This window comes from Stenotrophomonas sp. 17(2023), from assembly GCF_030345315.1.
Taxonomy (GTDB): domain Bacteria; phylum Pseudomonadota; class Gammaproteobacteria; order Xanthomonadales; family Xanthomonadaceae; genus Stenotrophomonas; species Stenotrophomonas acidaminiphila.
On record NZ_CP128405.1, the window covers coordinates 79,974 to 105,937 of the forward strand.

Annotated in this window: 17 protein-coding genes and 1 pseudogene; 7 read left to right on the forward strand and 11 right to left on the reverse strand. The window is 71.2% G+C overall.

Features of this window, described 5'->3' with window-relative positions; translation table 11 throughout:
* Positions 1–24: 24 nt before the first annotated feature.
* Positions 25–462 carry a nuclear transport factor 2 family protein gene (locus tag QQA12_RS00320; protein WP_152985102.1) on the reverse strand — a complete coding sequence of 146 codons (438 nt, stop codon included), beginning with the start codon at positions 460–462 and terminating at the stop codon, positions 25–27.
* Positions 463–622: 160 nt separating this feature from the next.
* Here QQA12_RS00320 and tmk point away from each other — a divergent pair.
* From tmk to QQA12_RS00345, 5 genes and pseudogenes are all read left to right on the forward strand, one after another.
* A pseudogene (gene tmk, locus QQA12_RS00325) lies at positions 623–1,168 on the forward strand (dTMP kinase); the annotation flags it as partial.
* Between the two features lie 147 nt (positions 1,169–1,315).
* A complete protein-coding gene (gene rlmF / locus QQA12_RS00330; protein WP_226050827.1) occupies positions 1,316–2,359 on the forward strand; it encodes a 23S rRNA (adenine(1618)-N(6))-methyltransferase RlmF in 1,044 nt (347 codons plus the stop codon).
* Between the two features lie 5 nt (positions 2,360–2,364).
* Positions 2,365–3,108: a PIN domain-containing protein gene (locus QQA12_RS00335; RefSeq protein ID WP_226050839.1), complete on the forward strand. Its 744-nt coding sequence runs from the start codon at positions 2,365–2,367 to the stop codon at positions 3,106–3,108.
* Positions 3,109–3,339: 231 nt separating this feature from the next.
* Positions 3,340–4,503, forward strand: coding sequence for an OmpA family protein (locus QQA12_RS00340; protein WP_226050826.1), 1,164 nt, complete (start codon positions 3,340–3,342; stop codon positions 4,501–4,503).
* A 92-nt stretch (positions 4,504–4,595) separates the two neighbouring features.
* Positions 4,596–6,515, forward strand: coding sequence for a peptidase M61 (locus QQA12_RS00345; protein WP_226050825.1), 1,920 nt, complete (start codon positions 4,596–4,598; stop codon positions 6,513–6,515).
* A 120-nt stretch (positions 6,516–6,635) separates the two neighbouring features.
* On the opposite strand, the gene QQA12_RS00350 is transcribed toward QQA12_RS00345, so the two are convergent.
* The 9 genes from QQA12_RS00350 to QQA12_RS00390 all read right to left on the reverse strand — a co-directional run bounded on the left by QQA12_RS00350 (position 6,636) and on the right by QQA12_RS00390 (position 19,253).
* Positions 6,636–8,399, reverse strand: a complete 1,764-nt coding sequence (locus tag QQA12_RS00350) for a hypothetical protein (protein WP_226050824.1) — start codon at positions 8,397–8,399, stop codon at positions 6,636–6,638.
* Positions 8,396–10,522, reverse strand: coding sequence for a DUF4175 domain-containing protein (locus QQA12_RS00355; protein ID WP_226050823.1), 2,127 nt, complete (start codon positions 10,520–10,522; stop codon positions 8,396–8,398). The genes QQA12_RS00350 and QQA12_RS00355 overlap by 4 nt, the downstream gene beginning before the upstream one ends.
* Positions 10,519–11,670, reverse strand: coding sequence for a BatA domain-containing protein (locus QQA12_RS00360; RefSeq protein WP_226050822.1), 1,152 nt, complete (start codon positions 11,668–11,670; stop codon positions 10,519–10,521). Before QQA12_RS00360 ends, QQA12_RS00355 begins: the two co-directional genes overlap by 4 nt.
* The gene (locus QQA12_RS00365; protein WP_226050821.1) at positions 11,667–12,569 is read right to left on the reverse strand and encodes a DUF58 domain-containing protein; all 903 of its coding nucleotides are present in this window, start codon (positions 12,567–12,569) and stop codon (positions 11,667–11,669) included. The genes QQA12_RS00360 and QQA12_RS00365 overlap by 4 nt, the downstream gene beginning before the upstream one ends.
* A gap of 18 nt (positions 12,570–12,587) precedes the next feature.
* Positions 12,588–13,577 (reverse strand): MoxR family ATPase, encoded by a 990-nt coding sequence (locus QQA12_RS00370; RefSeq protein ID WP_226050820.1) that lies wholly within the window; start codon positions 13,575–13,577, stop codon positions 12,588–12,590.
* A gap of 16 nt (positions 13,578–13,593) precedes the next feature.
* A complete protein-coding gene (locus tag QQA12_RS00375) occupies positions 13,594–14,310 on the reverse strand; it encodes a DUF4159 domain-containing protein (RefSeq protein WP_226050819.1) in 717 nt (238 codons plus the stop codon).
* A 128-nt stretch (positions 14,311–14,438) separates the two neighbouring features.
* Entirely contained in the window at positions 14,439–15,773 is a 1,335-nt protein-coding gene (locus QQA12_RS00380; protein ID WP_226050818.1) for a TldD/PmbA family protein, read from the reverse strand.
* A 22-nt stretch (positions 15,774–15,795) separates the two neighbouring features.
* Positions 15,796–17,430 carry a TldD/PmbA family protein gene (locus QQA12_RS00385; RefSeq protein WP_226050817.1) on the reverse strand — a complete coding sequence of 545 codons (1,635 nt, stop codon included), beginning with the start codon at positions 17,428–17,430 and terminating at the stop codon, positions 15,796–15,798.
* Between the two features lie 194 nt (positions 17,431–17,624).
* Entirely contained in the window at positions 17,625–19,253 is a 1,629-nt protein-coding gene (locus QQA12_RS00390) for a TldD/PmbA family protein (protein WP_056932534.1), read from the reverse strand.
* Positions 19,254–19,405: 152 nt separating this feature from the next.
* Here QQA12_RS00390 and QQA12_RS00395 point away from each other — a divergent pair, with 152 nt between their 5' ends.
* Both QQA12_RS00395 and QQA12_RS00400 read left to right on the forward strand, forming a co-directional pair.
* Entirely contained in the window at positions 19,406–20,050 is a 645-nt protein-coding gene (locus QQA12_RS00395; protein WP_056932535.1) for a DUF938 domain-containing protein, read from the forward strand.
* Between the two features lie 34 nt (positions 20,051–20,084).
* On the forward strand, positions 20,085–21,983 hold the full coding sequence (locus QQA12_RS00400) for a peptidase M61 (RefSeq protein WP_226050816.1): 1,899 nt from the start codon (positions 20,085–20,087) through the stop codon (positions 21,981–21,983).
* An 85-nt stretch (positions 21,984–22,068) separates the two neighbouring features.
* Here QQA12_RS00400 and QQA12_RS00405 read toward each other — a convergent pair whose 3' ends face one another.
* Positions 22,069–25,779, reverse strand: coding sequence for an indolepyruvate ferredoxin oxidoreductase family protein (locus tag QQA12_RS00405; protein WP_226050815.1), 3,711 nt, complete (start codon positions 25,777–25,779; stop codon positions 22,069–22,071).
* Positions 25,780–25,964 lie beyond the last annotated feature (185 nt).

Sequence of the window (25,964 nt, forward strand, 5' to 3'; positions counted from 1 at the left end):
CGATAGCGGGCATTGCCGGCGCGGTCAGCTGCGCGGACGCGGCTTGCGGTGCCAGAGCGCGTTGACGATGACCCAGCGGCCGTCGAAGCGGCCCATCTGCAGGTGGTCGATGAACCACGGGCTCTCCAGCCGCACCGTGGCGATGTCCTGGTCCACCTGCAGCACGGTCACCGTGCGCTGCCACTGTTCACGCGGGGTCTTCAACGCGCCTTCGCGGGTAAGGCGGACCAGTTCGTCCGCGCTCATCCGGCCCAGCCCGAAGGTCTCGTCGGGCCTGGCCACGACGTTGCGCTTGGCCAGGTCCGGGTGCAGCGCACGCGCCACCCGCGCCGGGTCGCCCTCCAGCTGTCCGTCCATGTAGTCGTAGGCGGTAGCCTCGATGGCCTGCAGGGTGGCCGCGTCCGGTGGCGTCGCGCCGGCGCTGCCGGCGACCCACAGCATTCCCAGTAGCAAAAAGCGCATCGCGGCTGACGGCATGGCCGGCTCCTTCCAGGGTAGCGGCAGTGTGCCGGCCGCCACCGTGCGCGCCATGGGCCGATGGTCACTGGCCCGCGGCCGGGTGGCCGGCCGCGGCGGCACCCGAAGGGTGGGTCCGCCGGACCGCTTGGGCTACAGTAGCGCGATGACGAAAGAGCACATTCCCGGCGGCCTGTTGATCGCCATCGAGGGCATCGACGGTGCCGGCAAGTCCACGCTGGCGCGGGGGCTGGCCGATGCGCTGGAGCAGGCCGGCGCCGAGGTGGTGCTGAGCAAGGAGCCGACCAACGGGCCGTGGGGCACGCAGCTGCGGGCCTCGGCGGCGACCGGCCGGCTGAGTCCGCAGGAAGAGGTGGAGCTGCTGCTGCGCGACCGCCGCCAGCACGTCGAGGAACTGGTGGTGCCGGCGCTGGCGCGCGGTGCGGTGGTCATCCTCGACCGCTATTTCCCGTCGATGGTGGCCTACCAGGGCGCCGCCGGGCTGCCGGTGGACGAACTGCTGCAGCTCAACGCCTTCGCGCCGCGGCCGCACCTGCTGCTGTTGCTGGACCTGCCGCCGGCCACCGGGCTGGCGCGCATCCGCGCCCGCGGCGACGTGCCCAACCATTTCGAGACGGCGCAGAACCTGGAGCGCTGCCGGGCGATCTTCCAGCAGCTGGACCTCCCCGGGAAGCAGGTGATCGACGCCAGCCGCAGCGAGGCCGAGGTGATGGGCGACGCGCGTGCGGCCATCGCCACCGCGCTGGCCCGGCGCGCGGATGGGCAGGGCGGACCGCTGCGACGCTTCCACGGGCAGGACGCCGCGCCGGCCGCCGGCCGCTGACCGCCCGCGACCGCCATGCCGACGCCCCCGCACCCGGCAACGCGGCGCCCCGCGCCGGTGGCCGCGCGCCTGCATCCGCGCAACCGCCACCAGGGCCGCTATGACATGGCCCGGCTGGTGGCGGCCAACCCGGCGCTGCGCACGCACCTGCGGCGCGCCCCGGATGGCGGGCAGAGCATCGATTTCAGCGATCCGCTGGCGGTGCGCGAACTCAACCGCGCGCTGCTGGCCAGCGATTACGGCATCGCCCGCTGGGACATCCCCGCCGGCTACCTGTGCCCGCCGGTGCCGGGCCGGGTGGATTACCTGCACGGCCTGGCCGACCTGCTTGCCGCCGATGCCGGTGGCGCGATCCCGCGCGGCCCCGGGGTGCGCGTGCTCGATATCGGCGTGGGCGCCAACTGCATCTACCCGCTGCTCGGGCAGGCCGAGTACGGCTGGTCGTTTGTCGCCAGCGACATCGACGGCGCCGCCCTGCGGTCGGCCGCCGCCAATGTGCGCGGCAACGGCCTCGAGGGGCTGATCGAACTGCGCCTGCAGCACGCACGCGGCAGCCTGTTCGCCGGCGTGGTGCAGGCACAGGACCGCTTCCACCTGACCCTGTGCAACCCGCCGTTCCACGCCTCGGCCAGGGAGGCCGCGCAGGGCAGCCAGCGCAAGCTGCGCAATCTTGGCGGCGACAAGAGCACGCCGCGCGGCAAGCCGCCGCTGTTGAACTTCGGCGGCCAGGCCAACGAACTGTGGTGTACCGGTGGCGAGGCCTCGTTCCTGCGGCGGATGATCCGCGAAAGCGTGGACGTGCAGGCGCAGGTGCTGTGGTTCAGCGCGCTGGTCGCCAAGCGCGAGCACCTGGCCGACATCCATCGGCAGCTGGCCCGCTCCGGCGCGCTCGACGTGCGTGAAGTGGCGATGGCGCAGGGCAGCAAGCATAGCCGTTTCGTCGCCTGGACCTTCCACCCTGCCGCGCACAGGACACGGTGGCTGGCGGGGTATGAGCGGGCACCGTTGGAACATCGGCCGCTGCCGGGCCATGATGCCCCCGGGGAACAGGGAGCGTGAAGCACATGCTGGCAGGGGCAGTCGCGTTGGCACCAATCCAGAGTGGCCGCATCAATTACGTGTTGATCGACCACGAGAACGTGCAGCCTACCGATCTGGGGCTTCTGCATCGGGCGGATATCCGCTTGTGGGTGTTCGTGGGCGCGGGCCAGGCCAAGTTGTCGTCCGAGCTGGCGATCCAGATGCAGGCCATGCGCGAGCGCGCGGACTATGTGCGCATCTGCGGTAATGGACCCAACGCGCTGGACTTCCATATCGCGTTCTATATCGGCCAGTTGTCCGGCAACGACCCGGATGGGTTCTTCCACATCATTTCCAGGGACACCGGCTTCGACCCGTTGGTGGAACACCTGAAGGCAAGGAAGATACGTGCCTGCCGTTCGGCTTCGATCGCCGGGATGCCGCTGTTCAGACAGACGGTGGCGACGGACGCGGTCGCCGTGCCCGCGACGAAGCCGAAACCGAAACCGAAGGCGAAGGCGGTGACGGTGGTGGTGGAGAAGGCCCCTGCGCCACCACCGCAGGGCGAATCGGCAGCGTCGGTGACGGCGACGCAACGGCTGACGCGGATGAAGACCCTGCTGTCGAAGACGAAGACCGGACGCCCCGGAACGCTCGCCGCATTGAAGAAACATGTCGCCGCGCACTTCCAGAACCAGATCGGGGCCGAGGACGTGGGGGCGATCATCGCCGGACTGGAACAGGCCGGCGTGGTGAAGCTGGAAGGCTTGAAGGTGCGTTACGGCTGAGCCGGCACCGGCCGTGACCTCCACGGCACGGGGCCAGCGGTGCGTGCCACGCTGTTGCTGGAGCGACCGGGGCACCGCCGTGCGCGCGCTGTCCGGCCCGCTGCGTTTCGCGCCCGCGGCCGATCCCGTGGGGAATGCCTGGTGACGCCAAACGAAGCCCGCGGTGGTCCGGTCACGATGCCTGAACGCGGCTTCGTCGAAAGTACGGCTCCCCCTCCCAGGAGCTGCTGCATGCGCATCGTCCCCCTGTCGCTGGCCTGCCTGAGCGTGCTGCTGTCGGCATGCAGCCCGCCATCACCGCCGCCCGCCGCGCAAGCGGAGGCGGGCGCCGCGGCCACGGAGGAGCAGGATGCGGCGTCGGCCGATGCCGGTTTCGAGTTCCCGGCGATCCCACAGATCATGGTGCCCAGCATCGTCGGCAGCGGCCCGGCGCAGCGGCAGCTGGAATCGTCGATGCAGGCCCTGATCGACCCGCTGGCCGGGATCAGCGTGCGCCCGGCGAACTGCTCCACCGACGGTGCCCTGGTCAACGAGAGCGGCTTCACCAACGTCGACGCCGCCGGCAACCTGCAGCGCGTCGCCAGTGAGGGCGTGTTCGACGTGGCCGCCGACGGCAGCGGCCTGGCGGTGACCGGCGAGGACGTGGTGCGGGTCAATCCGGACGGCAGCGGCAGCATCGTCAACAGCGCCGGTACCTTCGAGGTGAAGGCCGATGGCTCCGGTACCTATGTCGGCGAGTTCGGCCATATCGCGCTGGACGGCAAGGGCGGCGGCACCTGGGTGGGCGACTTCGGCAACATCGAGAACCACGGTGATGGCTCGGGGCTCTGGGTGGGTGAGGAAGGCAGCATCGAGGTGCGCGCCGATGGCTCCGGGCGCTGGATCGGCGGGCCCGAAGGCATCGCCGAGAACCGCGGCGACGGCACCGGCACCGTGGGTGCCGTCGCGCGCGAGGTGCGCATGGCGCCGTTGCCGCCGCTGCCGCCGGCCGGGCGCTTCCCGCTGCTGGACAGATTCCGGCCCTCGGGCGCGCCATGCGGCTTCGTGGTGACCCTCAGCGACAAGGTGCTGTTCGACTTCGACAAGGCGCAGGTGCGTGCCGATGCGGGCGAGGTGCTGGACGGGCTGTCCGGCGCGCTGGCCAAGGTTCCCGCCCGCGCCATCGAGGTCCGCGGGCATACCGACGCCAAGGGCAGCGACGCCTACAACCAGGATCTGTCCGAACGCCGCGCGCAGGCGGTGGTGGCGGCGCTCCGCCAGCGTGGCGTGGCGCAGGATGCCAGCGCGCGCGGCTACGGCGAGACGCAGCCGGTGGCGCCCAACGAGGTCGATGGCAGGGACAACCCCGGCGGCCGCCAGCTCAACCGCAGGGTCGAGATCTTCGTGCGCACCTGACGAACCCGGGCCGGGGCATGGCTAACGGCCCGTGTGGCGGAGCGCATGCCCGGGCGATCATCCGTCGACCCGAACCGACGAGAGACCCGCCGATGCACCCGATCCGCCCCGCCCTGCTGGGACTGGCACTGTTGGCCGCCATGGGCCTGGCGCATGCCGCCCCCGACGTGCCCACCACCGACGCCCGCGGCGTCGCCATCAGCGAGGCGGCCTATCCGGGCACGATCCTGCTGGACGTGGATGCCACCGACCTCGGCCAGCGGGTGTTCAAGGTGCGCCAGACCGTGCCGGTGCGGCCCGGGCTGCAGCGTTTCCACTATCCGGCCTGGCTGCCGGGCAACCATGCCGCCAGTGGCGCGATCGAGAAGCTGGCCGGGCTGGTCGTCACCGGCAACGGCCAGCGCCTGGAATGGACCCGCGACCCGCTCGACGTCTTCACCTTCAACGTGCAGGTGCCCGAAGGCGTGGCCGAGCTGCGCATGGACTACCAGTTCCTCAGCCCCACCGATGCCTCGCAGGGGCGCACGGTGATGACCCCGAACATGCTCAACCTGCAGTGGATCGCGATGGTGCTGTACCCGGCCGGCCACGCCGCGCACGCCATCAGCTACCGCGCCAGCGCCCGCTACCCGCAGGGCTGGGAAGCGGCCAGCGCGCTGGAGGTCGAGCGCCGCGACGGCGACACCGTGCATTACGCGCCGACCAACCTGGAAATCCTGGTCGATTCGCCGGTGTTCGCCGGCCGTTACCACCGCCGCATCGACCTGGCCCCGGCCGGCACCCGCCCGGTGCGCCTGAACGTGTTCGCCGACCGCGCCAAGGACCTGGAGGCCAGGCCCGAGCACATCGAGCAGCACCGCGCGCTGGTGACCCAGGCGCGCCGGCTGTTCGGCGCCGAGCACTACAACCACTACGATTTCCTGTTCGCGGTGACCAGCCAGCTCGGCGGCATCGGCCTGGAGCACCAGCGTTCCAGCGAGAACAGCGAGGACCGCGACTATTTCAGCGGCTGGAACGCCAAGGTCGGCAGCAGCGACCTGCTCGGCCACGAGTACACGCATTCGTGGGACGGCAAGTACCGGCGCCCGGCCGACCTGGCCACGCTGAACTACAACGTGCCGATGCAGGGCAGCCTGCTGTGGGTCTACGAGGGCCAGACCCAGTACTGGGGCAACGTGCTGACCGCGCGCTCCGGGATCCGCCCGCTGGATGCCTCGCGCGATGCGCTGGCGCTGGTCGCGGCCACCTATGCCGACAACCGCCCCGGGCTGGAGTGGCGCTCGCTGGGCGACACCACCAACGACCCGGTGATCGCGCGACGCAAACCCAAGCCCTACCGCGGCTACCAGATGAGCGAGGACTACTACCAGGGCGGGCAGATGCTGTGGCTGGAAGCGGACGTGCGCATCCGCCGGCTGAGCAGCGGCAAGCGCAGCCTGGACGATTTCGCCCGCGCGTTCTTCGGAAAGAACGACGGCCAGTGGGAACGGCCCGACACGTACACCTTCGAGGACGTCACCGCGACCCTGGAACAGGTGCAGCCCACCGGCGACTGGGCGCAATTCCTGCGCGACCGCCTCGAGCGCCGGGTGGGCCTGACCGGCGGCATCGAGGCGGCCGGCTGGAAGCTGGTCTATGGCGACACGCCCAGCGCCTACTACAAGGCGATGATGAAGGGCCGCGGCGCCAGCTTCATCTACTCGCTGGGCCTGTCCCTGGATGGCAATGGCCGCATCGGTGAGGTGCGCTGGGACAGCCCGGCCTTCAACGCCGGCCTCGGCAGCGGCATGCAGGTGCTGGCGGTCAACGACCTGCAGTACAGCGCCGACGAGCTGGAAGAGGCGGTGTGTGCCGCGAAGGACGGCAAGCAGCCGATCCGCCTGCTGGTCAAGGACATGGACGTGTACCGCACCCTTGCCATCGACTACCGCGGCGGCCTGCGTTACCCGTCGCTGCAGCGCATCGAAGGCACCCCCGACTACCTGACGCCGATCTTCAGCGCCAGGAAGTGACCGCCGCCGCCGGCGGTCGCTCGCCTGCATCGGCAACGGGCGATCGCCGGTAGCGCCGGCCGTCGCGGGCGCGCAATGCGCCTGCTGGCTGCTCCGTCGCGCATGCGCATGCGCGTGCCGCTACGTGGCGGGGCGGGTGCGGCGTTCCAGCCACCACAACAGGCCGGCCACCCCGATGAAGCCCAGCAGCCAGGGCCAGCGCGGGCCGGGTACCGGCAGCGCGCGGGTACCGGCAGGGGCGCTGCCGCCGCGCAGGGCCGCGGTGGCCTCGCGCGTGGCCTGGGCATGCAGGGCGCGTGCGGCGGCCGGGTCGATGACCCGCACCCCGGCGCTGGCGTCGCCGACGACGACCCGGTGCCAACCGGCCTGCCGCGGCCACCAGCCGCTGCAGTTGCCGGCGCGTGGATCGGCCAGCAGCGCGGTGGTGCCGCCATCGGGCGCCTGCACCCGTGCGCCGTCCGGCAGCCCGCACAGCGCGACGCGTTCGCCGGCCCAGGCCCAGGCGGGCAGCCGTGCCAGCGGCGATGCCGGCAGCGGCCGCGCCAGCACCGCCAGCACCTGGTTCCACAGTTCGGCATGGATGTCGGCATGACCGGCGAGTACCAGGGTGTAGCTGTCGGCGATCGGCAGCAGGCCGATGCGTCCCCGCCCGAAGGCGCGCCAGCCGCCGATCGCGCTGTCGTCGGCGGCGCGCAGCAGCGGCACCACGCCGGGATCGGCGAACGCCAGGTCGAAGCGCTCGATGGCCGGCGCCGCGGGCGCGCGCTCACCGCCAGTACCTGCATCCGCACCCGTACCCGCGCCCATGTCGGCACCGGCGTCGCGCAGCTTCACCGTTGCGGTCCGTCCGCCGCCACGCAGGTCCAGCCCCCAGTCGCGCAGGGTGCGGCGGGCATTGCCGTCCAGCGCGCCGCCCATGCGCACCAGCACGCCGAGGCCGTCGCGCATCGCCGCGGTGATGGCCGCGCGCTGCGCCACCGACAAGGCGGCCAGGCGGCGCTCGTCGAGCAGCAGCAGGTCGAGCCGGGCGAGGCCGGCCGGGTCGATCGCCGGCGGTGCATCGCCCAGCTGCACGCCGCCCCCGACATCGATGCCGGTCTGTACGCGCGCGCCTGCATCGGTGGCCCAGCGCTGCAGGTACTTCAGTTCCGGCCCGGGTGCGCCGGCAAGCAGGCGCAGCGCGGGCGCCGGCAGCGGGCGCACGCGCACCGGCACCGGCAACTGGTCGAGCACCTTGCCGTCGCGGTCGAGCGCGCGCAGGGTGAACTCGACGTCGCCGGCTTCGCGCGCGCTGGCCGCCAGGCGGACGCGGCCGTCGCCACCGGGCACGCCGATGGCGACACGATGCCCGGCCGGGTCGAGCAGCTCCACCCGCGCCCGTGCCAGGCCCTGTACGCGCGTGCCGACCTCGAAGCGTGCGCCGGCGGCGAGCGGCGCCGGCGCCTGCAGCTCCACCAGTCCCCGCGGCGCGGCGGCGGGCAGGAAGCGCAGCGGCGGCAGTGCGGCATCGCGGTCGCGCGCCGGCAGGCCCTGGCCGACGACGACCAGTTCGCGGGTACCCGGATGCCGGCGCAGCGCGGTGGCCAGATCCGGTATCCGGTCCACGTCCGCCAGTGCCGGCGCTTCGGGCAGGCGCAACCGCATGCCGGCAGGGGTGGCGGCCAGCGCCGCCGCGGTGGTGCCGGCGCTGGCGATCAGCAGCGTATCGGCGGGCACCGGCTGCCGTGGCGGGAACAGGGTCAGCCCGAGCAGCAACGCCGCGGCCAGCTGCAGCGCCAGCAACAGCGACAGGCGCGCGAGCGGCGGGCGCGGCGGCAGGCACAGGCGCAGGCTGGCGAGCAGCACGGCCAGGGCGATGAGGACGAGCGGCAGCCACGCGGTCATCGAGCGGTTTCCTGTGGTGCGGCCAGCGCATCCAGATAACGCCGGCCCATGGCGTCGGCGGCCTCGCGCCGTGCCGGCGGGCCCGGTGCGCGCGGCAGCGCCGGCCACAGCTGGTCGCGCAGGCGTTGCCGGCAGGCGTCGCAATCGGGTTGCTGGCGCAGTGCGTCGATGGCGGCGGCGATGTCGAGCGGGTCGGGCACGGCCTGCGGATGCGCCTCCAGCCAGCGCGACACCGCGTCCAGGTCGACCGCGGCCCCGGCCGTCGCCAGTGCCCGCCAGGCCTCGACCGGGGTGGTGTCGCCCGCTGCCCGCCGCGGCAGCCGCAGGTCGCGGTTGCCCAGGCCGTCGCGCTTGCCGCCCATGCGCCGCGCCATGTCGATCGGCGGCAGCTCGGGACCGACCCGCGCCAGGTAGACGCGCTCGGCCTGCTGCGCCTGCTTGATGAAGCCCAGCGCCTTGTAGGCGTAGGGCAATGCCTTGTCGGGATGGCCCCGGCGCAGCGCGCCCTCGGACTGCCACATCTGGTCGAGCGCCGCCTTGAGGATGGCCCGGGTCTGCGGATCGAGCAGGGTCGCGGCCTCGGCGTGGTCGTGGGTGTGGCCGTATTCGGCGAGCACGTCGGTGGCGCTGCCGAAGGCCGCGGCATCGCCTTCGTTGCCGGCGGCACCATGGTCGTGATCGTGGCCATCGTCGTCGGCGTGCGCGCCGGCCGGGGCGTCGGCGGTGGGCGGCGGCTTGGCACCGCCCTCGGCCTCCTCGCCGAGGAACTGGCCATAGCGCAGGCGCAGGATGCGCTGGTCCACGCCGATGGCATCCGCCCGCCGGGTGAACGTGTCGGCGTCGAGCGCGCCGCGCTGCTTCAGCAATGCCTCGGCGTCGATGATGATCTGGCGCTGGCTGCGGAAGTAGGCCGGCATCACCTTCTTGATCGCGCCTTCCAGGTCGCTGGTCTGCACTTCCTGCGCGCTGGGCAGGCGCAGGATCAGGCTGGGGCTGCGTGCTTCCTGCGGCTGCGGCGCACGGTTGTCGCGCACGCCCAGGCGCGCGACCACTTCATCGCCGGCGCCGACGCCCAGCGCGTCCAGGTCGACGTCGTAGGCAAAGCGGCGGGCGTTGGCGGGACCGCTGCCGGCCAGCGTGATGCGGCGCTGCTGGAAGTCGATGTTCTCGCCGCTGCCCTTGGCGCTGGTGAGTTCCAGCACCGCGTCGGCGGCGACGCCGAAGTCGTCGCTGGCCTCGAACCGCAGCGCCCAGCGGCGCTGCCGTGGCGCGGCCCGGGTCAGCGTCTGCGCCGGCTCGATCACCTTCACCTGTGGCGGCCGGTCGGGCACCACCTGCAGCCGCCAGGCGCGTCCGGCACCGGCCAGCGCGGGTTCGGCGACGATCCGGTACAGGCCGGAACGCTGCAGCGTCTGGCTCGCCTGCCAGTAGTCGCCCTCGCGCTGCAGCGGCAGCCGGCGGCCGTCGTGGAACTGCAGCCACACCTGCTGCGGTTGCGGCGACAGGCGCAGCTGCCAGCGCAGGTGGCTGCCCTGCAGGGCGCGCGCGTCGAGGATCTCGCCGGCGAGGGCGGGCTGGCCGGTATAGGCCGGCGGGGTCACTTCCAGCCGGGTACCGCGCAGCGCGGGCGGCCTGGCCGCCGTGGCCGCTGCCGGGCGCTCGTCGTTGCGGCCGGGCGGTGCGACCCCGGTGGCGCGCGGCCACAGTACCGCGCCGCCGGCGACCAGCAGCGCCGTGCCGATGCAGGCGAGTAGGCGCGGCCACGGCCAGCGTGGGCGCAGGTCGGGTGGCGCCGTGCGCAGGCGTTGTTCGATGCGCGCGCGCTGGCGCTGCTGCAGCGGGTTCAGTGCCTGCGGCGCGGCGAACAGCAGGTCGGCGCTGTCCTCCAGGCGCGGTTGCTGGTCCAGGCGCGCGACCAGCCAGCGTGCATCCAGCCGGCGTGCGCGCCAGGTGGCGAAGGCGGCAACTGCGAGCAGGGCGAGGGTGAGCACCACGCTGCCGGCGTCGAACCCGGCCACGCGCAGCGCCAGCACGCCCAGCGCCAGTGCCAGCGGCACGCCACCGGCCAGCGTGATAAGCAGCAGCCGGCGCCGCGCGCCGCGCAGCAGTGCCAGCGGGTTCATGCCTGCCCCCGGCGCCGGCGCGCGCTGGCCAGCCAGCGTTCCAGCAGGAACAGCAGGGCGATGGCGGCGACCAGCCAGGGCACGGGTTCATAGGCCGGCTGCGGCCACGCGGCGGCCCCCGTGTCCGGCCGCATTGCCGCGGCCCATGCCCGGGTCGGTGCGGGCGGCGCCTGCAGCAGCCCGCGCAGGTGCTGCGGAAAGCCGGCATCGAGCAGCGCCGGCATTGCCGCGGGCTGCAGGGGGGCGGCCCAGCGCAGCCATTGCCCGGCGTCGCCAGTGACCTGCTCGATCACCGCCGCGCCGCCATCGTCGCGCCACAGCGGCAGGTGCTGCGTGGCAGCCGGCAACGGCGTGCGCGCGTCGACCAGCAGCCGACCGCCAGCGCCGGCCCATGCCTGCACTGCAGCCGGAACCGGCCTGGCCGACAGCCACACGCGGATGCCATCGGCGTCGGCGAACGGTTGCTCGTCGCCGGCGATGTCGAGTGGCGTGGCGGCGTTCCATGCCTGGGCAACGGCACGCAGCCATGGCAGCGCGGCGGCACCGGCCTGGTCATGGCGGATGTGCAGGCGCGGTGGCGCCTGTTCGCCGCGCTCGGCAGCCGCCGGCGCGGCTTCGATCACCTGCCAGCGCACGCTGCGCGACAACCGTGGCTGTTGCCCATCCAGTCCGTCCAGCACCGGCGGCACCACCACCGTGAGCGGAACGGTGGGTGGTAGCGTCGCATCGAGTTCGCGCAGCAGGCTGGCCAGCGGCTGCGGCGATGCCGGCACCGCCGGCGCATCCAGCGCGGGAAAGCCCGGTGCCAGCCACAGCCATTGCGCCTGCTCGCCGGGAACGGCACGGCGTGCGCTGGCGATGTCCACGCCGGGTGCCACGGCGACGCGCGGCGCGACATCCTCCACGCCGTGCAGCGCCGGCCGTGCCAGCAGCAGTGCCAGCAGCGCCAGCAGCAGCAGCCGTACCAGCAGCAGCGGCCAGTCGTCGAAGCGGATGCGCCGGCGTGGGCGCGGCCGGGCCACCAGCCAGCGCAGCGCGGCGAAGTCGAGCAGCCGCTGCTCGTCGCGCCGCGCCAGGTGGATCAGCAACGGCAGCAACAGGCTCGCCAGTGCCGCCAGCCCCGCCGGGAACAGCCATGCCAGGCTCATCCGCGGTGACCCCCACGGCGACCGGCCAGCCGCTGCAGCGGCGCATCGATGGCCTCGTCGAGGAAGCCGGTGTCATGGCGGATGCCGGCGGCCTGCAGCCGTGCGTCGAGCGTGCGCCGCGCCTCGGCGAAGCGGGCCAGGTAGCCGGCGCGTACCGCGGCGCCGTCGCCGAGCAGCTCGTCGCCGGTTTCCGGGTCGCGGAACCGGTGGCCGTCGCGGAACGGGAAGTCGCGCTCCTCGGCGGTCAACAGCTGCAGGTGCACGACGTCGCGGCCAGCCCTGGCCAGGCGTTCGGCCAGGGAGATGGCGTCGTCGTCGAAGCCGTCGCCGATCATCACCACCAGGTCGTTGCCGGCGATGCGCTCCCACACCGGCGCCAGCCGTTCGCGCGGCGGCCACCGGCCGTGCGCACGCAGCGCATGCAACTGCAGGTGCAGGCGGTCGCGCTGGCGCAGGCCATGCCCGGCCGACAGCAGCCGCACGCCGTCGCCGCCGATCGCGATCAGGCCGAAGCCGTCGCCCTGCTGCAGCGCCAGCTCGGCCACGCATGCGGCCAGCGCACAGGCGCCGTGCAGGCGGGTCCAGCCGCTGCGCGCCCGGTCGGCCTGCGCCATCGAGGCGGTGGTGTCGAGCAGCAGCCACACCGTGAGCGGACTTTCGCGCTCGGATTCGCGCACGAAAAAGCGGTCCGAGCGCGCGTAGAGCTTCCAGTCGATCTGCCGCGGTTCGTCGCCGGGCTCGTAGGCGCGGTACTGCGCGAACTCCAGCCCGGCGCCACGGCTGCGGCTGGCGTGCATGCCGATGCCGCGGCGGCCGCTGGCCCGTTGCGGCAACAGCCGCAGGCCGCGCAGGCGGCTGCGCACGTCGGCGGGAATCAGCGGGGGCGGGGCGGCGGCCAAGGCGAACGCGGGGCTGGCTCAGGCCGGGTACGGCACCGCGCGCAGCAGCGCGGCGACCACGTCGTCGGCGCTCTTCTGCTCGGCCTCGGCGGCGAAGGACAGCAGCAGGCGGTGGCGCATCACCGGTGCGGCCAGCGCCTGCACGTCCTCGCGGGTGGCGGCGAAGCGGCCGTGCAGCAGCGCACGCGCCTTGGACGCCAGCACCAGCGATTGCCCGGCGCGCGGGCCGGCGCCCCACTTGATCCAGTTGTCCACCTCGGCCGGCGCGCCATCGCCCGGCCGGCTGGCGCGCACCAGCCGGGTGATCCAGGTCAGCAGGTCGGCGCCGACGTGGACGTCGCGCACCGCCGCCTGCAGCGCCTGCACCGCATCGGCATCCATCACCTTGGGCACCGTGCCGCCGCCGCGGCCGGTGGTCTGCGCGAGGATGTCGCGCTCCTCGGCCTCGCTGGGGTAGTCCACGCGCACGTGCAGCAGGAAACGGTCCAGCTGCGCCTCCGGCAACGGGTAGGTGCCGGCCTGCTCGATCGGGTTCTGCGTGGCCAGCACGAAGAACGGCGCGGGCAATGCGTAGGTGGTGCCGGCATAGCTGACGGTGTGCTCCTGCATCGCCTCCAGCAGCGCGGCCTGGGTCTTGGGCGGGGTACGGTTGAGCTCGTCGGCCAGCAGCAGGTTGGTGAACACCGGCCCGCGCTGGAAGCGGAACACGCGCTTGGCGGTACCGTGGTCTTCCTCCAGCAGCTCGGTGCCGAGGATGTCGCTGGGCATCAGGTCGGGGGTGAACTGCACGCGCCGGAACTGCAGTTCCAGGGCCTGGCCGAGCGACCGCACCAGCAGCGTCTTGCCCAGTCCGGGCGCACCTTCGAGCAGGCAGTGGCCGCCGGCAAGCAGGCCGATCAGCAGTTGTTCGACGACTTCCTGCTGGCCGACCACGGCCTGCGCCAGCGCGGCGCGCAGGTCGCCCAGGCGGGGCAGCAGGGAATCCAGATCGGGGGCGGGGGTGTTCATGCGGTCACCAGTGGAGTCAATGCGTCAGTGCGTACATCACGATGTTCACGCCGAACTTCGTGTTGTCCTCGGCCAGGAAGCGCTTGTTGCGCCAGTCGTAGTCCCATTCGCAGCCGTAGTCCTTGTTGCTGTAGAGCACGCCCAGGCGGCCGTCGATCTCGATGCCCTTCAGGTAGTCGTGCACCAGGTCGTCGCCCCAGCCGTTGAGCTCGAACGTGGTCGCCGGCGGGCCTTCGGGAAACCTGAAGAAGCTGCTGTAGAGCGGATGCGTGTTGGGCAGCTTGTTCAGCGCGCCGGCGCCGAAGATTGCACGCATCTGCGCCTCGAACGAAGTGGCGAACAGGCCGTCGATGTCGTGGTTGCAGTCGTCCACCAGCACGAAACCGCCATTGCGCACGTAGCGCTCGAAATTGCGGCGCTCGTCGGGGTTGAACTCCACCAGCTTGTGCCCGGCCAGGTAGCAGAACGGCGCGCGCAGCATTTTCGGGTCGGACAGGGCGACGACGTGCTCGTTCGGGTCCACGCGCAGCGTGGTGTAGTCGATCAGCGACGTGATCAGGTTGGACGGCATGCGCGCATCCACGTCCCAGTCGCCGGAGTCGTAGCGCAGGCGGGTGAACCAGAAGTCGTAGCGGCTGGCCTGCGCGCGCGCCTGCCGGGGAAACGCGGCCGCCGCCGCGCCGCCGAGCAGCAGCTGGAGGAATTGCGCACGCGTTAGCCGGGACGGTGACAAAGGCGGGAACATCTCGGGAACGGAGCCCCCCTTTGGCGAAGGGGGGCGCGGCGACGGCCGCGGGGAATCGGCAGGGCCGGAACACGGGACCCCTGGTTTCGCGTCGGCGCAACCAGGGGCGGGCTTGCCTAGACCGCGTCGGACAGCGAGGTGAAGGTGAAGTCGCGCAGCCGCATCGGCGGGATCATCATCACGAAGCTGGATTCGTCGCCGGCCACGCGCACCGGCTTGCCCAGTTCGTCGATGTTGTTGAGCATGATCACCGGCGATTCGTTGAAGCGGAAATTCTTCACCGGGTGCTTGATCTGGCCGTTCTCGATGTAGAAGGTACCGTCGCGGGTCAGGCCGGTCAGCAGCACGGTCTGCGGGTCGACCAGGCGGATGTACCAGGTGCGGGTGAGCAGGATGCCCTTCTGCGTGCCCTTGACCAGGTCGGCGATGGACTTGCTGCCGCCGCTCATCAGCAGGTTGCCCGGTCGCGCGCTGGCGGTCTTGCCCTGCTTCTGCGCCCAGTAGCGCGAGTAGTTCAGGTTCATCACCTTGCCGTTCTCGATGATGGCCATGCGCTCGCGCGGCATGCCTTCGCCGTCCCACGGCAGCACCGGCGCGTCCGGATGCCACGGGTCGGCGAACATGTTCACCTGCGGGTCGTAGACCTGCTCGCCGAGCTTGTTGCCGCCGCCCTTCCTGGACAGGAAGCTGCGGCCCTCGTCGGCCGAGCGCGCGTCGAAGAAATTCATCATGAAGCTGATCAGGCCGGCGGCGGCGGCCGGCTCCAGGATCACCGTGTACTTGCCCGGCTCCAGCGCCTTGGCCTCGGCCGACTCGATCGCCTTGCGCTTGGCGATCTCGATCTCCTGCTCGGCGCGGAAATCGGCCGCGTCCTTCAGGTTGCGCCCGACCCAGCCCGAGCCGCGGCCGTCCTCGGTACGCACCGTGCAGGTGTAGTCGAACGAGGTGGTGCGCTGGTAGCCGAAGTTGCCCTTGCTGTTGGCGATGGCGATGAAGCCGCGGCTGTCCTCGAGGAAGCCCGCGGCGACCAGGCCGCGGCCGCGGCACGGTGCGATGGAGTCGGCGGCGACCCTGGCGCGGAACTCCGGGTCGATGGCGGCGGTGGATTCGCTGAAGGTCGGGCTCGGCTTGTAGTCCTGCTTGCCGATGATGGGCATGAACTCCGGGTTCTCCGGCGCCAGTCGCGCCAGGTCCTCGGCGCGGCGCACCACGCGCTCCAGCGAGGCGTCGTCGAATTCATTGATCGAGGCGGTGCCCACGCGCTTGCCGAAGGCCACCTGCACGGCCAGTTCGGCGTTGGTGACCATGCCGCTGGTGGAGACGTTGTTCAGCGCGAAGCGGATGTTGCCGTCGATGGAGCCGGCCAGGGTCGCGGTGCATTCGTCGGCCTTGGACAGCGCGATGACCTTGTCCAGGATGGCCTTGGCCTGCTGTTCGGTGAAGATGCTCATTGCTCAGGAACTCCTTGGACGGTCAGCCGAGGCTGCGCGCGGTATTGATGACGTTGATGCCGTCGAAACGGGCGGTGGACGAGCCGTGCGACACCGCCGAGACCTGGCCGGGCTGGCCCTTGCCATCGAAGAACGAGCCGCCCAGGCGGTAGTCGCGCTCGTCGGCCACCGCGCTGCAGGCGTTCCAGAACTCCGGCGTGCGGATCTGGTAGGCCACGTCCTCCAGCATGCGGGTGATCTGGCCGTTCTTGATCTCGTAGAACAGCTGCCCGCCGAACTGCGCGTTGTAGCGCTGCTGGTCGATCGAGAACGAGCCGTCGCCGATGATGTAGATGCCGTTTTCCACGTCCTTGATCAGGTCGGCCACGCTCAGCGGGGTCTTGCCCGGTGCCAGCGACACGTTGGCCATGCGCTGGAACTGCACGCTCGACCACGAATCGGCATAGCAGCAGCCGTCGGACTCGGTCTTGCCGAGGATGTGCGCCTGGTCGCGGATGGTCTGGTAGTCGACCAGCTTGCCCTCGCGGATCAGGTCCCACTTCTTGCACTTCACTCCTTCGTCGTCGTAGCCCACCGCGCCGAGGCTGCCGGGCTGGGTCTTGTCGGCGAAGATGTCGACCTTGTCGCTGCCGTACTGGAAATGCTGCTCGCGCTTGTCCAGGGTGGCGAAGCTGGTGCCGGCGTAGTTGGCCTCGTAGCCGAGCACGCGGTCCAGTTCCAGCGGATGGCCGACCGACTCGTGGATGGTCAGCCAGGTGTGCGACGGGTCCAGCACCAGGTCGTACTTGCCCGGCTTGACCGACGGCGCCTTGAGCTTCTCCTGCGCCTGCCGGGCCGCGGCGATGGCGTCCTCGCGCATGTCGTAGGAGCGGCCGTAGTTGACCACGCCGTTGGGCGAGACGAACTTCTGCCCGGCGTCGCCGTCCAGGTACTCGAAGCCCATGCCCATCGGCGAGGACAGGCCGTCGCGGGTGCGGAACTTGCCGGTGGATTTGTCGATGGCGGTCACCGACATCGGCGCCCAGATGCGGTGCACGTCCTGGTCGATGTAGGAGCCGTCGGTGGAGGCGAAGTACTTCTGTTCGTTGACCAGGAACAGCATCGAGTTGACGAAGCTGGCGCCGGCGGCAAGCGCGGCGGCGTTGACCCCCAGCAGCAGGTCGGCCTTGTCCTTGATCGGCACTTCCATCGCGTTCTTGCGGATCGGCGTGCGCCAGCTCACTTCGCCGAAGCCCGGCGCCTTGGCGAACTGCACCGGCGCGGTCTGCACCCGGGCGTTGGCCTTGGCGATGGCGGCGGCCTGCTGCGCGGCCTTGACCACGCCGGCCGGGCTCAGGTCGTTGGTCGCGGCGAAGCCCCAGGCGCCGTTGGCGATCACGCGGATGCCGGCACCGGTGGATTCGGTGTTGACCACGTTCTGCACCTTGTCCTCGCGGGTGATCACGAACTGGCGCAGGTAGCGGCCGATGCGCACGTCGCAGTAGCTGGCGCCGGCGGCGCGCGCGGCGTTCATCGCATCGTCGGCCAGCCGCTTCTTCAATGCCGGGTCCATCGCGGTGAGCAGTTGTTCGGCGGCGATCGCCTTGCCGAAGAACGACGGCACCATCAGGCCGCCGGCGGTGAGCCCGGTCAGGGCGAGGAAGTCACGTCTTTGCAAGGCAGTTCTCCGGTTGCGGTACGGCAACGAACGACGGTGGCTCCGCGGCGCTCCGCGAACCGTTCGATTCTTGCGGGACGCGGTTGGCCGCGGTAGTGACTTTAGACATAGGAACCGGTACCGCTTTCACCGGTGCGACGGCCGGGCACCCATGCGACCGGCCGATGGCAACCCGCCGGCATGCCGCGCGCGGCTCAGCCCAGGCTGCGCGCGGTGTTGATGATGTTGACGCCGTCGAAGCGGGTCGTCGCCGCGCCGTGCGACACCGCCGAGACCTGGCCCGGCTGGCCCTTGCCGTCGAAGAACGAGCCGCCCAGGCGGAAATCGCGTGCGTCGCAGATCGCCGAGCAGGCATTCCAGAACTCCGGCGTGCGGATCTGGTAGGCGGCGTCCTCGACCATGCCGGTGATCTCGCCGTTCCTGATCTGGTAGCAGAGCTGGCCGCCGAACTGCGCGTTGTAGCGCTGCTGGTCGATGGAGTAGGAGCCGCGGCCGTGGATGTAGATGCCGTTCTCCACGTCCTTGACCATCTGCGCCGGGGTCAGCGGCGTCTTGCCGGGTGCCAGCGACACGTTGGCCATGCGCTGGAACTGCACGCTCTTCCACGAGTCGGCATAGCTGCAGCCGTGCGAGGCGTTCTCGCCGAGGATGTGCACCTCGTCGCGGGTGGCCTGGTAGTTGACCAGGATGCCGTCCTTGACCAGGTCCCAGCGCCGGCATTTCACGCCCTCGTCGTCGTAGCCCACCGCGCCCAGGCTGTAGGGCTCGGTCTTGTCGGCGGTGAAGTTGACGATGTCGCTGCCCCAGCGGAAGCCGGCCTCGCGCTTGTCCAGGGTGGCGAAGCTGGTGCCGGCGTAGTTGGCCTCGTAGCCGAGCACGCGGTCCAGCTCCAGCGGGTGGCCGACGTTCTCGTGGATGGTCAGGAACAGGTTGGACGGGTCCAGCACCAGGTCGTACTTGCCCGGCTTCACCGACGGCGCGGTGAGCTTCTGCCGCGCCTGCTTCGCCGCGGCGATGGCATCCTCCACCGGGTCATAGGAGTGGCCGTAACCGATCACGCCGCCGGGCAGCGGGTACTTGCCCACGGCGTCGCCGTCGAGGAATTCCCAGCCCATGCCGGCCGGCGCCGACAGCCCGTTGCGGGTGCGGAACCTGCCGCTGGCCTTGTCGATGGCGGTAGCGGTAAACGGCAGCCAGATGCGGTGCACGTCCTGGTCGATCCACGAGCCGTCGCTGGAGGCGAAGTACTTCTGCTCGTTGACCAGGAACAGCTGTGAATTGATGAAGCTGGCACCGGCGTCGAGCGCGGCGGCGTTCACCGCCAGCAGCAGTTCCACCTTGTCCTTGACGGGAACCGCCATGGCGTTGCGGCGGATCGGCGTCTGCCAGCGCACCTCGCCCACCCCGGGGGTGGGCGCCAGCTGCACCGGCCGGGTCTGGATCTTCGCGTTGGCGCGGGCGATGGCCAACGCCTGCGTCACCGCCGCGGCCACGCCCTGTTCGCTGGACTGGTTGCTGGCGGCGAAGCCCCAGGCGCCGTCGACGATCACGCGGATGCCCACCCCCGCCGATTCGCTGTTGGTGACGTTCTGGACCTTGTCCTCGCGGGTGATGATGGCCTGGTTGAGGTAACGGCCGATGCGCACGTCGCAGTAGCTGGCACCGCCCCTGCGCGCCAGTGCCAGCACGGTGTCGGCCAGTGCCTTCTTGCGCGCCACGTCGGCCGGGGCAAGCAGTTCCTCGGCGGCGATCAGGCGCGCGTTGGGCAGCATCATGCCGGCGAGGCCGAGGCCGGAAAGCGCGAGGAACTGGCGGCGTTGCATGCGGGACTCCCTGGGTGATGCGATGCGGTCGCACCGCGCATAACAGCCGAATCTCGGCTGCCATGCGGTGCGCGCACAAGTGACCATGGTCATGCGCGGCGTGGGCCGGCACTCCGGCACAATCGCCCGGATCACCCATTACGCCCGCCGCGATGACCGCCAAGCCCCACGCCGCGTCCTGCGACCGCAACCGCGAGCCGATCCTCGCGGTGCTGCTGCGCCACCTGGGCGATGCCCGCAGCGTGCTTGAGATCGGCAGCGGCACCGGCCAGCACGCGGTGTACTTCGCCGCGGCGATGCCGTGGCTGCGCTGGCAGGCCAGCGATCACCGCGACCACCTGCCCGGCATCGGCCAATGGCTGGAGGCGGCCGCGCTGGCCAATACCCCGGCCGCGCTGGAACTGCAGGCGGTGGCCGGCGCCGGGCTGCAGCCGGCGCCGCCGCTGCCGGTGGCCGATGGCGTGGCCGGTTTCGATGCCGTGTTCACCGCCAATACGCTGCACATCATGGGCTGGGACCAAGTACAGGCGCTGTTCGCCGGGCTGCCGGCGCTGCTGGCGCCGGGGGCGCGGTTCATCGCCTACGGACCGTTCAACTACGGTGGCGACTTCAGCAGCGACAGCAACCGCGTATTCGATGGCTGGCTGAAGGCACGCGACCCGCGTTCGGGCATCCGCGATTTCGAGGCGATCGACGCGCTTGCGCGCGCGCAGGGGCTGGAGCTGCGCGAGGACGCGGCGATGCCGGCCAACAACCGCACCCTTGTGTGGCAGCGGACACCGCTGCCGAACGGCTAGGATGCGGAAACTTCAACACGGGGCAGGGGGACGGATGTACGCGCACAAGTGGTGGTTGGCGATGGTGCTGGGGCTGGCGCCGCTGGCGTGCGCGCACGCGCACGGCGGCGATGCACGGCAGGCGGCGATGCAGGTGCAGGCAAGCTACCCGGGCGTGATCGAACTGGAGGTGGATGCCAGCGACCTGCAACGGCGCATCCAGCGCGTGCGCCAGCGCATCCCGGTGTCGCCCGGCCCGCTGACCCTGTGGTACCCGCAGTGGATACCCGGCAACCATGCACCGACCGGGCCGATCAACCAGATGGCCGGGCTGGTGATCCGCGGCAACGGCCAGCCGCTGCCGTGGCGCCGCGACCCCGGCGACATGTACGCCTTCCGGCTGCAGGTGCCCGCCGGCGTGGACGCGCTCGATGTCGAGTTCCAGTACCTGTCGCCCACCGCCGCCGACCAGGGCCGGGTGGCGATGACGCCCAACCTGCTCGACCTGCAGTGGCACCGCGTGGTGCTGTACCCGGCCGGGTACGATGCGCGCGGCATCCAGGTCAAGCCGACCCTGCGCCTGCCCGAGGGCTGGCGCAGCGGCACCGCGCTGGACGTGGTCCGGCGCGACGGCACGGCCGAGCACTATGCGCCGGTGTCGCTGATGACGCTGATCGACTCGCCGGTATTCGCCGGGCGCTGGTTCCGGCGCTTCGCGCTGGACGACAAGTCCGCCCAGCCGGTGTGGCTGGACGTGGTCGCCGAGAACCCGCAGGGACTGCAGGCCGAGCCGAAGGTGCTCGATGCGCACCGTGCACTGGTGCATGAAGCCGACAAGGTGTTCGGCGCGCGCCCGTACACGCGCTACGACTTCCTGCTGGCGGTGTCGGACGTGTTCAGCGGCATCGGCCTGGAGCATGCGCAGTCCAGCGAGAACGGCATGCACGACGGTTACCTGCGCGGCGAGCGTCCCTACACCGACAACGACCTGCTGCCGCACGAATACGCCCATGCCTGGATCGGTAAGGCGTGGCGGCCGCGCCCGACCTGGGTGCCGCACTACAACGCGCCGATGCACAACGACGAGTTGTGGATGTACGAAGGCCAGACCCAGTACTGGGCGGTGGTGCTGGCCGCGCGTTCGGGCCTGTGGGCGCCGGACTACGCCTTGGCCATGCTGGCGCAGCTGCAGGCCAACTATGCGACCCAGCCGGGGCGGCAGTGGCGCGACCTGCACGACACCGTCCACCAGGGCATCCTCGATTTCAATTCCAAGCCGCAGGCCTGGGCCGACTGGCAGCGCGCCTTCGAGTTCTACAACGAGAGCACGCTGCTGTGGCTGGGCGTGGATGCGCGGCTGCGCACGCTGTCCAGGGGCAAGGTGGCGCTGGACGACTTCGCCCGGCGCTTCCACCAGGGCGGTGCGCAGGGCGAGATCCGCCTGTACGACCGCAGCGACGTGATGCAGGCGCTGGAAGCGGTGCAGCCCGGCGCCTGGGACGCCTTCATCGGCCAGCGCCTGGAGGCGCGCGACGGCAGCGTGCCGGATGGCCTGGAAGCCGCGGGCTGGGAGCTTTACTACAGCCAGACGCCGAACCCGGTGATCGCCGACGGCGAGGCCGGCGGCCTGGTCGACCTGCAGTATTCGCTGGGCCTGAAGGCCGGCAGCGATGGCGTGCTGCAATGGGTGGGCTGGGACAGCCCGGCGTTCAAGGCCGGGCTGGCGAAGGACGTCACCGTGCTGGCGGTCAACGGCCTGGCCTACACCGGCGGGCGCCTGAAGCAGGCCGTGGCCGATGCCAGCGACGGCACCCCGATCGAGCTGATCGTGCGCCAGGCCGACAGCTTCCGCAGCGTGCGCATCGACTACCGCGACGGCCTGCGCTACCCGCACCTGCGCCGCATCCCCGGCCGCGCCGACCTGCTGGGCAGGATCCTCGCGCCGCGGCGTTGAGCCGGTCGCGGCCACACGCCGGCCGATGCAATCAACCGGACGCACCGCGCTGCGGGGCGTCCGGGCCGAGCGGCCGCCGCAGTGCTCAGGCCGCCTGCACGATATGCAGCGCCTTGGGGTTGCGCCACGTGGCCAGCAGCGCCGCCTCGCGCGCCCTGGCGTCGTGCAGGTGTGCTTCCTTGACGTGGCCGTAGCCGCGGATGTGCTCGGGAATGCTGGCGATCTCCACCGCCAGCGCCAGCCGGCCGGCGTCGAGCGAGCCCAGCAGTTCCTGCAGGGTGCGCTCGTAATCGGCGATCAGCTGGCGTTCGCCGCGGCGCTCGGCGGTATGCCCGAAGATGTCGAAGCGGCTGCCGCGCAGGCCCTTGAGCCGCGCCAACAGGCCGAAGGCCTTGAACATCCACGGCCCGTATTCCTTCTTCTGCAGGCGGCCCTGCTCGTCGCGCTTGGCGAACAGCGGCGGCGCCAGGTGGAAACGCACCTGGTAGTCGCCCTCGAGCTGCTGGGCCACGCGCTTGAGGAAATCGCCGCTGGTGTACAGGCGGGCGACCTCGTATTCGTCCTTGTAGGCCATCAGCTTGAAGAAGTAGCGCGCCACCGCTTCGGTCAGCGCGGTGCTGCCCGGCGCCACGCGCTGCTCGGCCTTGCGCACCGCGTCCACCAGCTGGCGGTAGCGGGTGGCGTAGGCGGCATCCTGGTAATCGACGAGGAAGCCGCTGCGGCGTGCGATCAGTTCGTCCAGCGAGCGCGACAGGCGGGTGTCGTCCAGGGTCGCGAACGGTGTGTCGCCCGGGTGCGGGTCGCTGGCGGGCAGGCCGCGTACTTCCGGCTCGTTGCCCGGGTTGCGCGGCGCCGACGGTGCGCCGGCTTCGCTGCCTTCCCACTCGCCCGGCGGCAGCTCGCGCAGCGTGCCCGGGGTGCGCTCGGCTTCGGTCGGTGCGTTGCGCACCAGCCCGGCGGCCTGCTGCACCGCCTGCGGGTCGATCGCGGCCAGGCGGCCCCAGGCGAAGGCGCGCTGGTTCATTTCGATGGCGGCGCCGTTGAGTTCGATGGCGCGCATCAGCGCTTCCAGCGACAGCGGCACCAGCCCCTGCTGCCAGGCGAAGCCGAGGATGAACAGGTTCGAGGCGATGGCATCGCCCAGCAGTGCGGTGGCCAGCTGGGTGGCATCGAGCAGGATCGGGTCGCGCCCGCCCAGGGCCACCTTCACCCCGGCGATGATGTCGGCGGCCGGGAACTGCATGTCCGGGTGCGTGGTGAAGGTGCCGGGCATCGCCTCATAGGTGTTGAGCACCACCTGCGAACGTTCGCCGCGCACCTTGGACAGCGCCCAGTAGTCGTTGACCACAACCATGTCGCAGCCCAGCACCAGGTCGGCCTCGCCGGCGGCGATGCGCACGGCATGGATGTCCGAAGGCGCGCGCGCGATGCGGATGTGGGTGGTCACCGCGCCGCCCTTCTGCGCCAGCCCGGTCTGGTCGAGCACGGTCGCGCCCTTGCCCTCCAGGTGCCCGGCCATGCCCAGCAGCGCGCCGATGGTGACCACGCCGGTACCACCGACGCCGGTGATCAGGATGTTCCAGGGCTGGGACAGGTCGCTGCGGAACGCCGGGCTTGGCAGGTTGTCGAGCAGGCTGGCGGCATCGCTCCTGCGGCCCTTGCGCAGCTGGCCGCCGTGCACGGTGACGAAGCTCGGGCAGAAGCCGGTGGTGCAGGAGAAGTCCTTGTTGCAGTTGGACTGGTCGATGTCGCGCTTGCGGCCGAACTCGGTCTCCTTCGGCAGCACCGACACGCAGAAGCTCTTCTGCCCGCAGTCGCCGCAGCCTTCGCAGACCAGCGAGTTGATCATCGTGCGCTTGGGCGGATCGACCAGCTTGCCGCGCTTGCGGCGGCGGCGTCTCTCGGTGGCGCAGGTCTGTTCGTAGATCAGGATGCTGGTGCCCTTCACCGTGCGCAGGTGCTTCTGCACCGCGTCCAGCTCGGCGCGGTCGTGGAACTCCACGTCGGCCGGGAACTCGTGGCGGCGCAGCTTCCACTTGGCGATGTCGTCGGACAGCAGCACGATGGTGTGCACGCCTTCGGCGCGCATCTGCTGGGCGATCTGCGGCACGGTGAGCGTGCCGTCCACCGGCTGTCCGCCGGTCATCGCCACCGCGTCGTTGTAGAGGATCTTGTAGGTGATGTTGACGCCGGCGGCGATCGCCTGGCGGATCGCCAGCGAGCCGCTGTGGAAATAGGTGCCGTCGCCGAGGTTCTGGAACACGTGCGCGGTGTCGGTGAACGCCGCCTGCCCGGCCCAGGTGACGCCTTCGCCGCCCATGTGGGTGAAGGTGTCGGTGTCGCGGTCCATCCACGTCACCATGTAGTGGCAGCCGATGCCGGCCATCGCCCGCGACCCTTCCGGCACGTTGGTGGAGGTGTTGTGCGGGCAGCCCGAGCAGTAGTGCGGCACGCGCGGGAACTGCGCGCGCGGCAGCGCCATCTCCGCTTCCTTCTCGTCCATCCAGCGCAGGCGCTGTTCGATGGATTCGGTGTTGAAGAAACGCTGGATGCGGCGGCCGATGACCCCGGCGATGGTGGCCGGGGTGAGTTCGCCGGTGGACGGCAGGATCCACTCGCCCTGCTCGTCGTACTTGCCGACGATGGACGGGCGCGCGCCCCAGCCGGCCGGCCAGTTGTAGAAGTACTCCTTCATCTGCCGCTCGATGAAGGCCTTCTTTTCCTCCACCACGACGATGTCTTCCAGGCCGCGCGCGAACGCGCCGATGCCCTGCGGCTCCAGCGGCCAGGTCATGCCGACCTTGTAGACGCGGATGCCGATCTCGGCGCAGGCGCGCTCGTCCAGGCCCAGGTATTCCAGCGCCTGCAGCACGTCCAGGTAGCTCTTGCCGGTGGTGACGATGCCCAGCCGCGCGCGCGGCGAATCCATCACCACCCTGTCGATGCCGTTGGCGCGTGCAAACGCCTGCGCGGCCTTCACCGCGTAGCGGTGCAGGCGCATCTCCTGCTCCAGCGGCGGATCCGGCCAGCGGATGTTGAGCCCGGCCGCCGGCATCTCGAAATCCTCCGGCAGGATGATCCGGCGGGCGAACGGGTTGACGTCCACCGAGGCCGAGGATTCGACCGTCTCGGCGATGGTCTTGAAGCCGATCCAGCGCCCGGTGTAGCGGCTCATCGCCCAGCCGACCAGGCCCAGGTCGAGGATGTCCTGCACGCCGGCCGGGTTGAGCACCGGCATCATCGCGCTGACGAATTCGTCCTCGCTGCCGTGCGGCAGGGTCGAGCTGCGGCAGGCATGGTCGTCGGCGGCCAGGGCCAGCACGCCGCCGTGCCGGGACGTGCCGGCGGCGTTGGCGTGCTTGAACACGTCGCCGCACCGGTCCACGCCCGGGCCCTTGCCGTACCACATGCCGAACACGCCATCGACGTTGGCGCCGGGGAACAGGTTTGCCTGCTGGGTACCCCAGACCATGGTGGCGCCCAGATCCTCGTTGAGCCCGGGCACGAACTTCACCTTGGCCGCCTCCAGGTGCCGGCGGGCGCGCCACAGCTCCAGGTCGAAGCCGCCCAGCGGCGAGCCACGGTAGCCGCTGACGAAGCCGCCGGTGTTCAGCCCGGCCGCGGTGTCGCGCTGCTGCTGCATCAACGGCAGCCGCACCAGCGCCTGCACGCCGCTCAGGTAGATGCGCCCGTCGGTGCGGGTGTACTTGTGCTCGAGCGTGTAATCGCGGTCGCGCACGCCGATCAGCGGCGTGTTGGCGGAGGCGGGGGAGGTGAGTTCGGCGGTACTGGTCATGGCTGGCCCATTGCAGGAACGGCTGGCGTCGGCTGCCGCGCCAGGGCGGCGCGCACGCGGCCGGCGATTGTACCAGCGCGGGTTTTGCCACCCTGCCGGGGGCCCTGCGCCGACCCCTGGAGGCGCTCCCAGGGCCGGCCAGGTCCGGGAGCCGGGGTCGCGGAGCGGCCGCCGAGCGGTTAGGA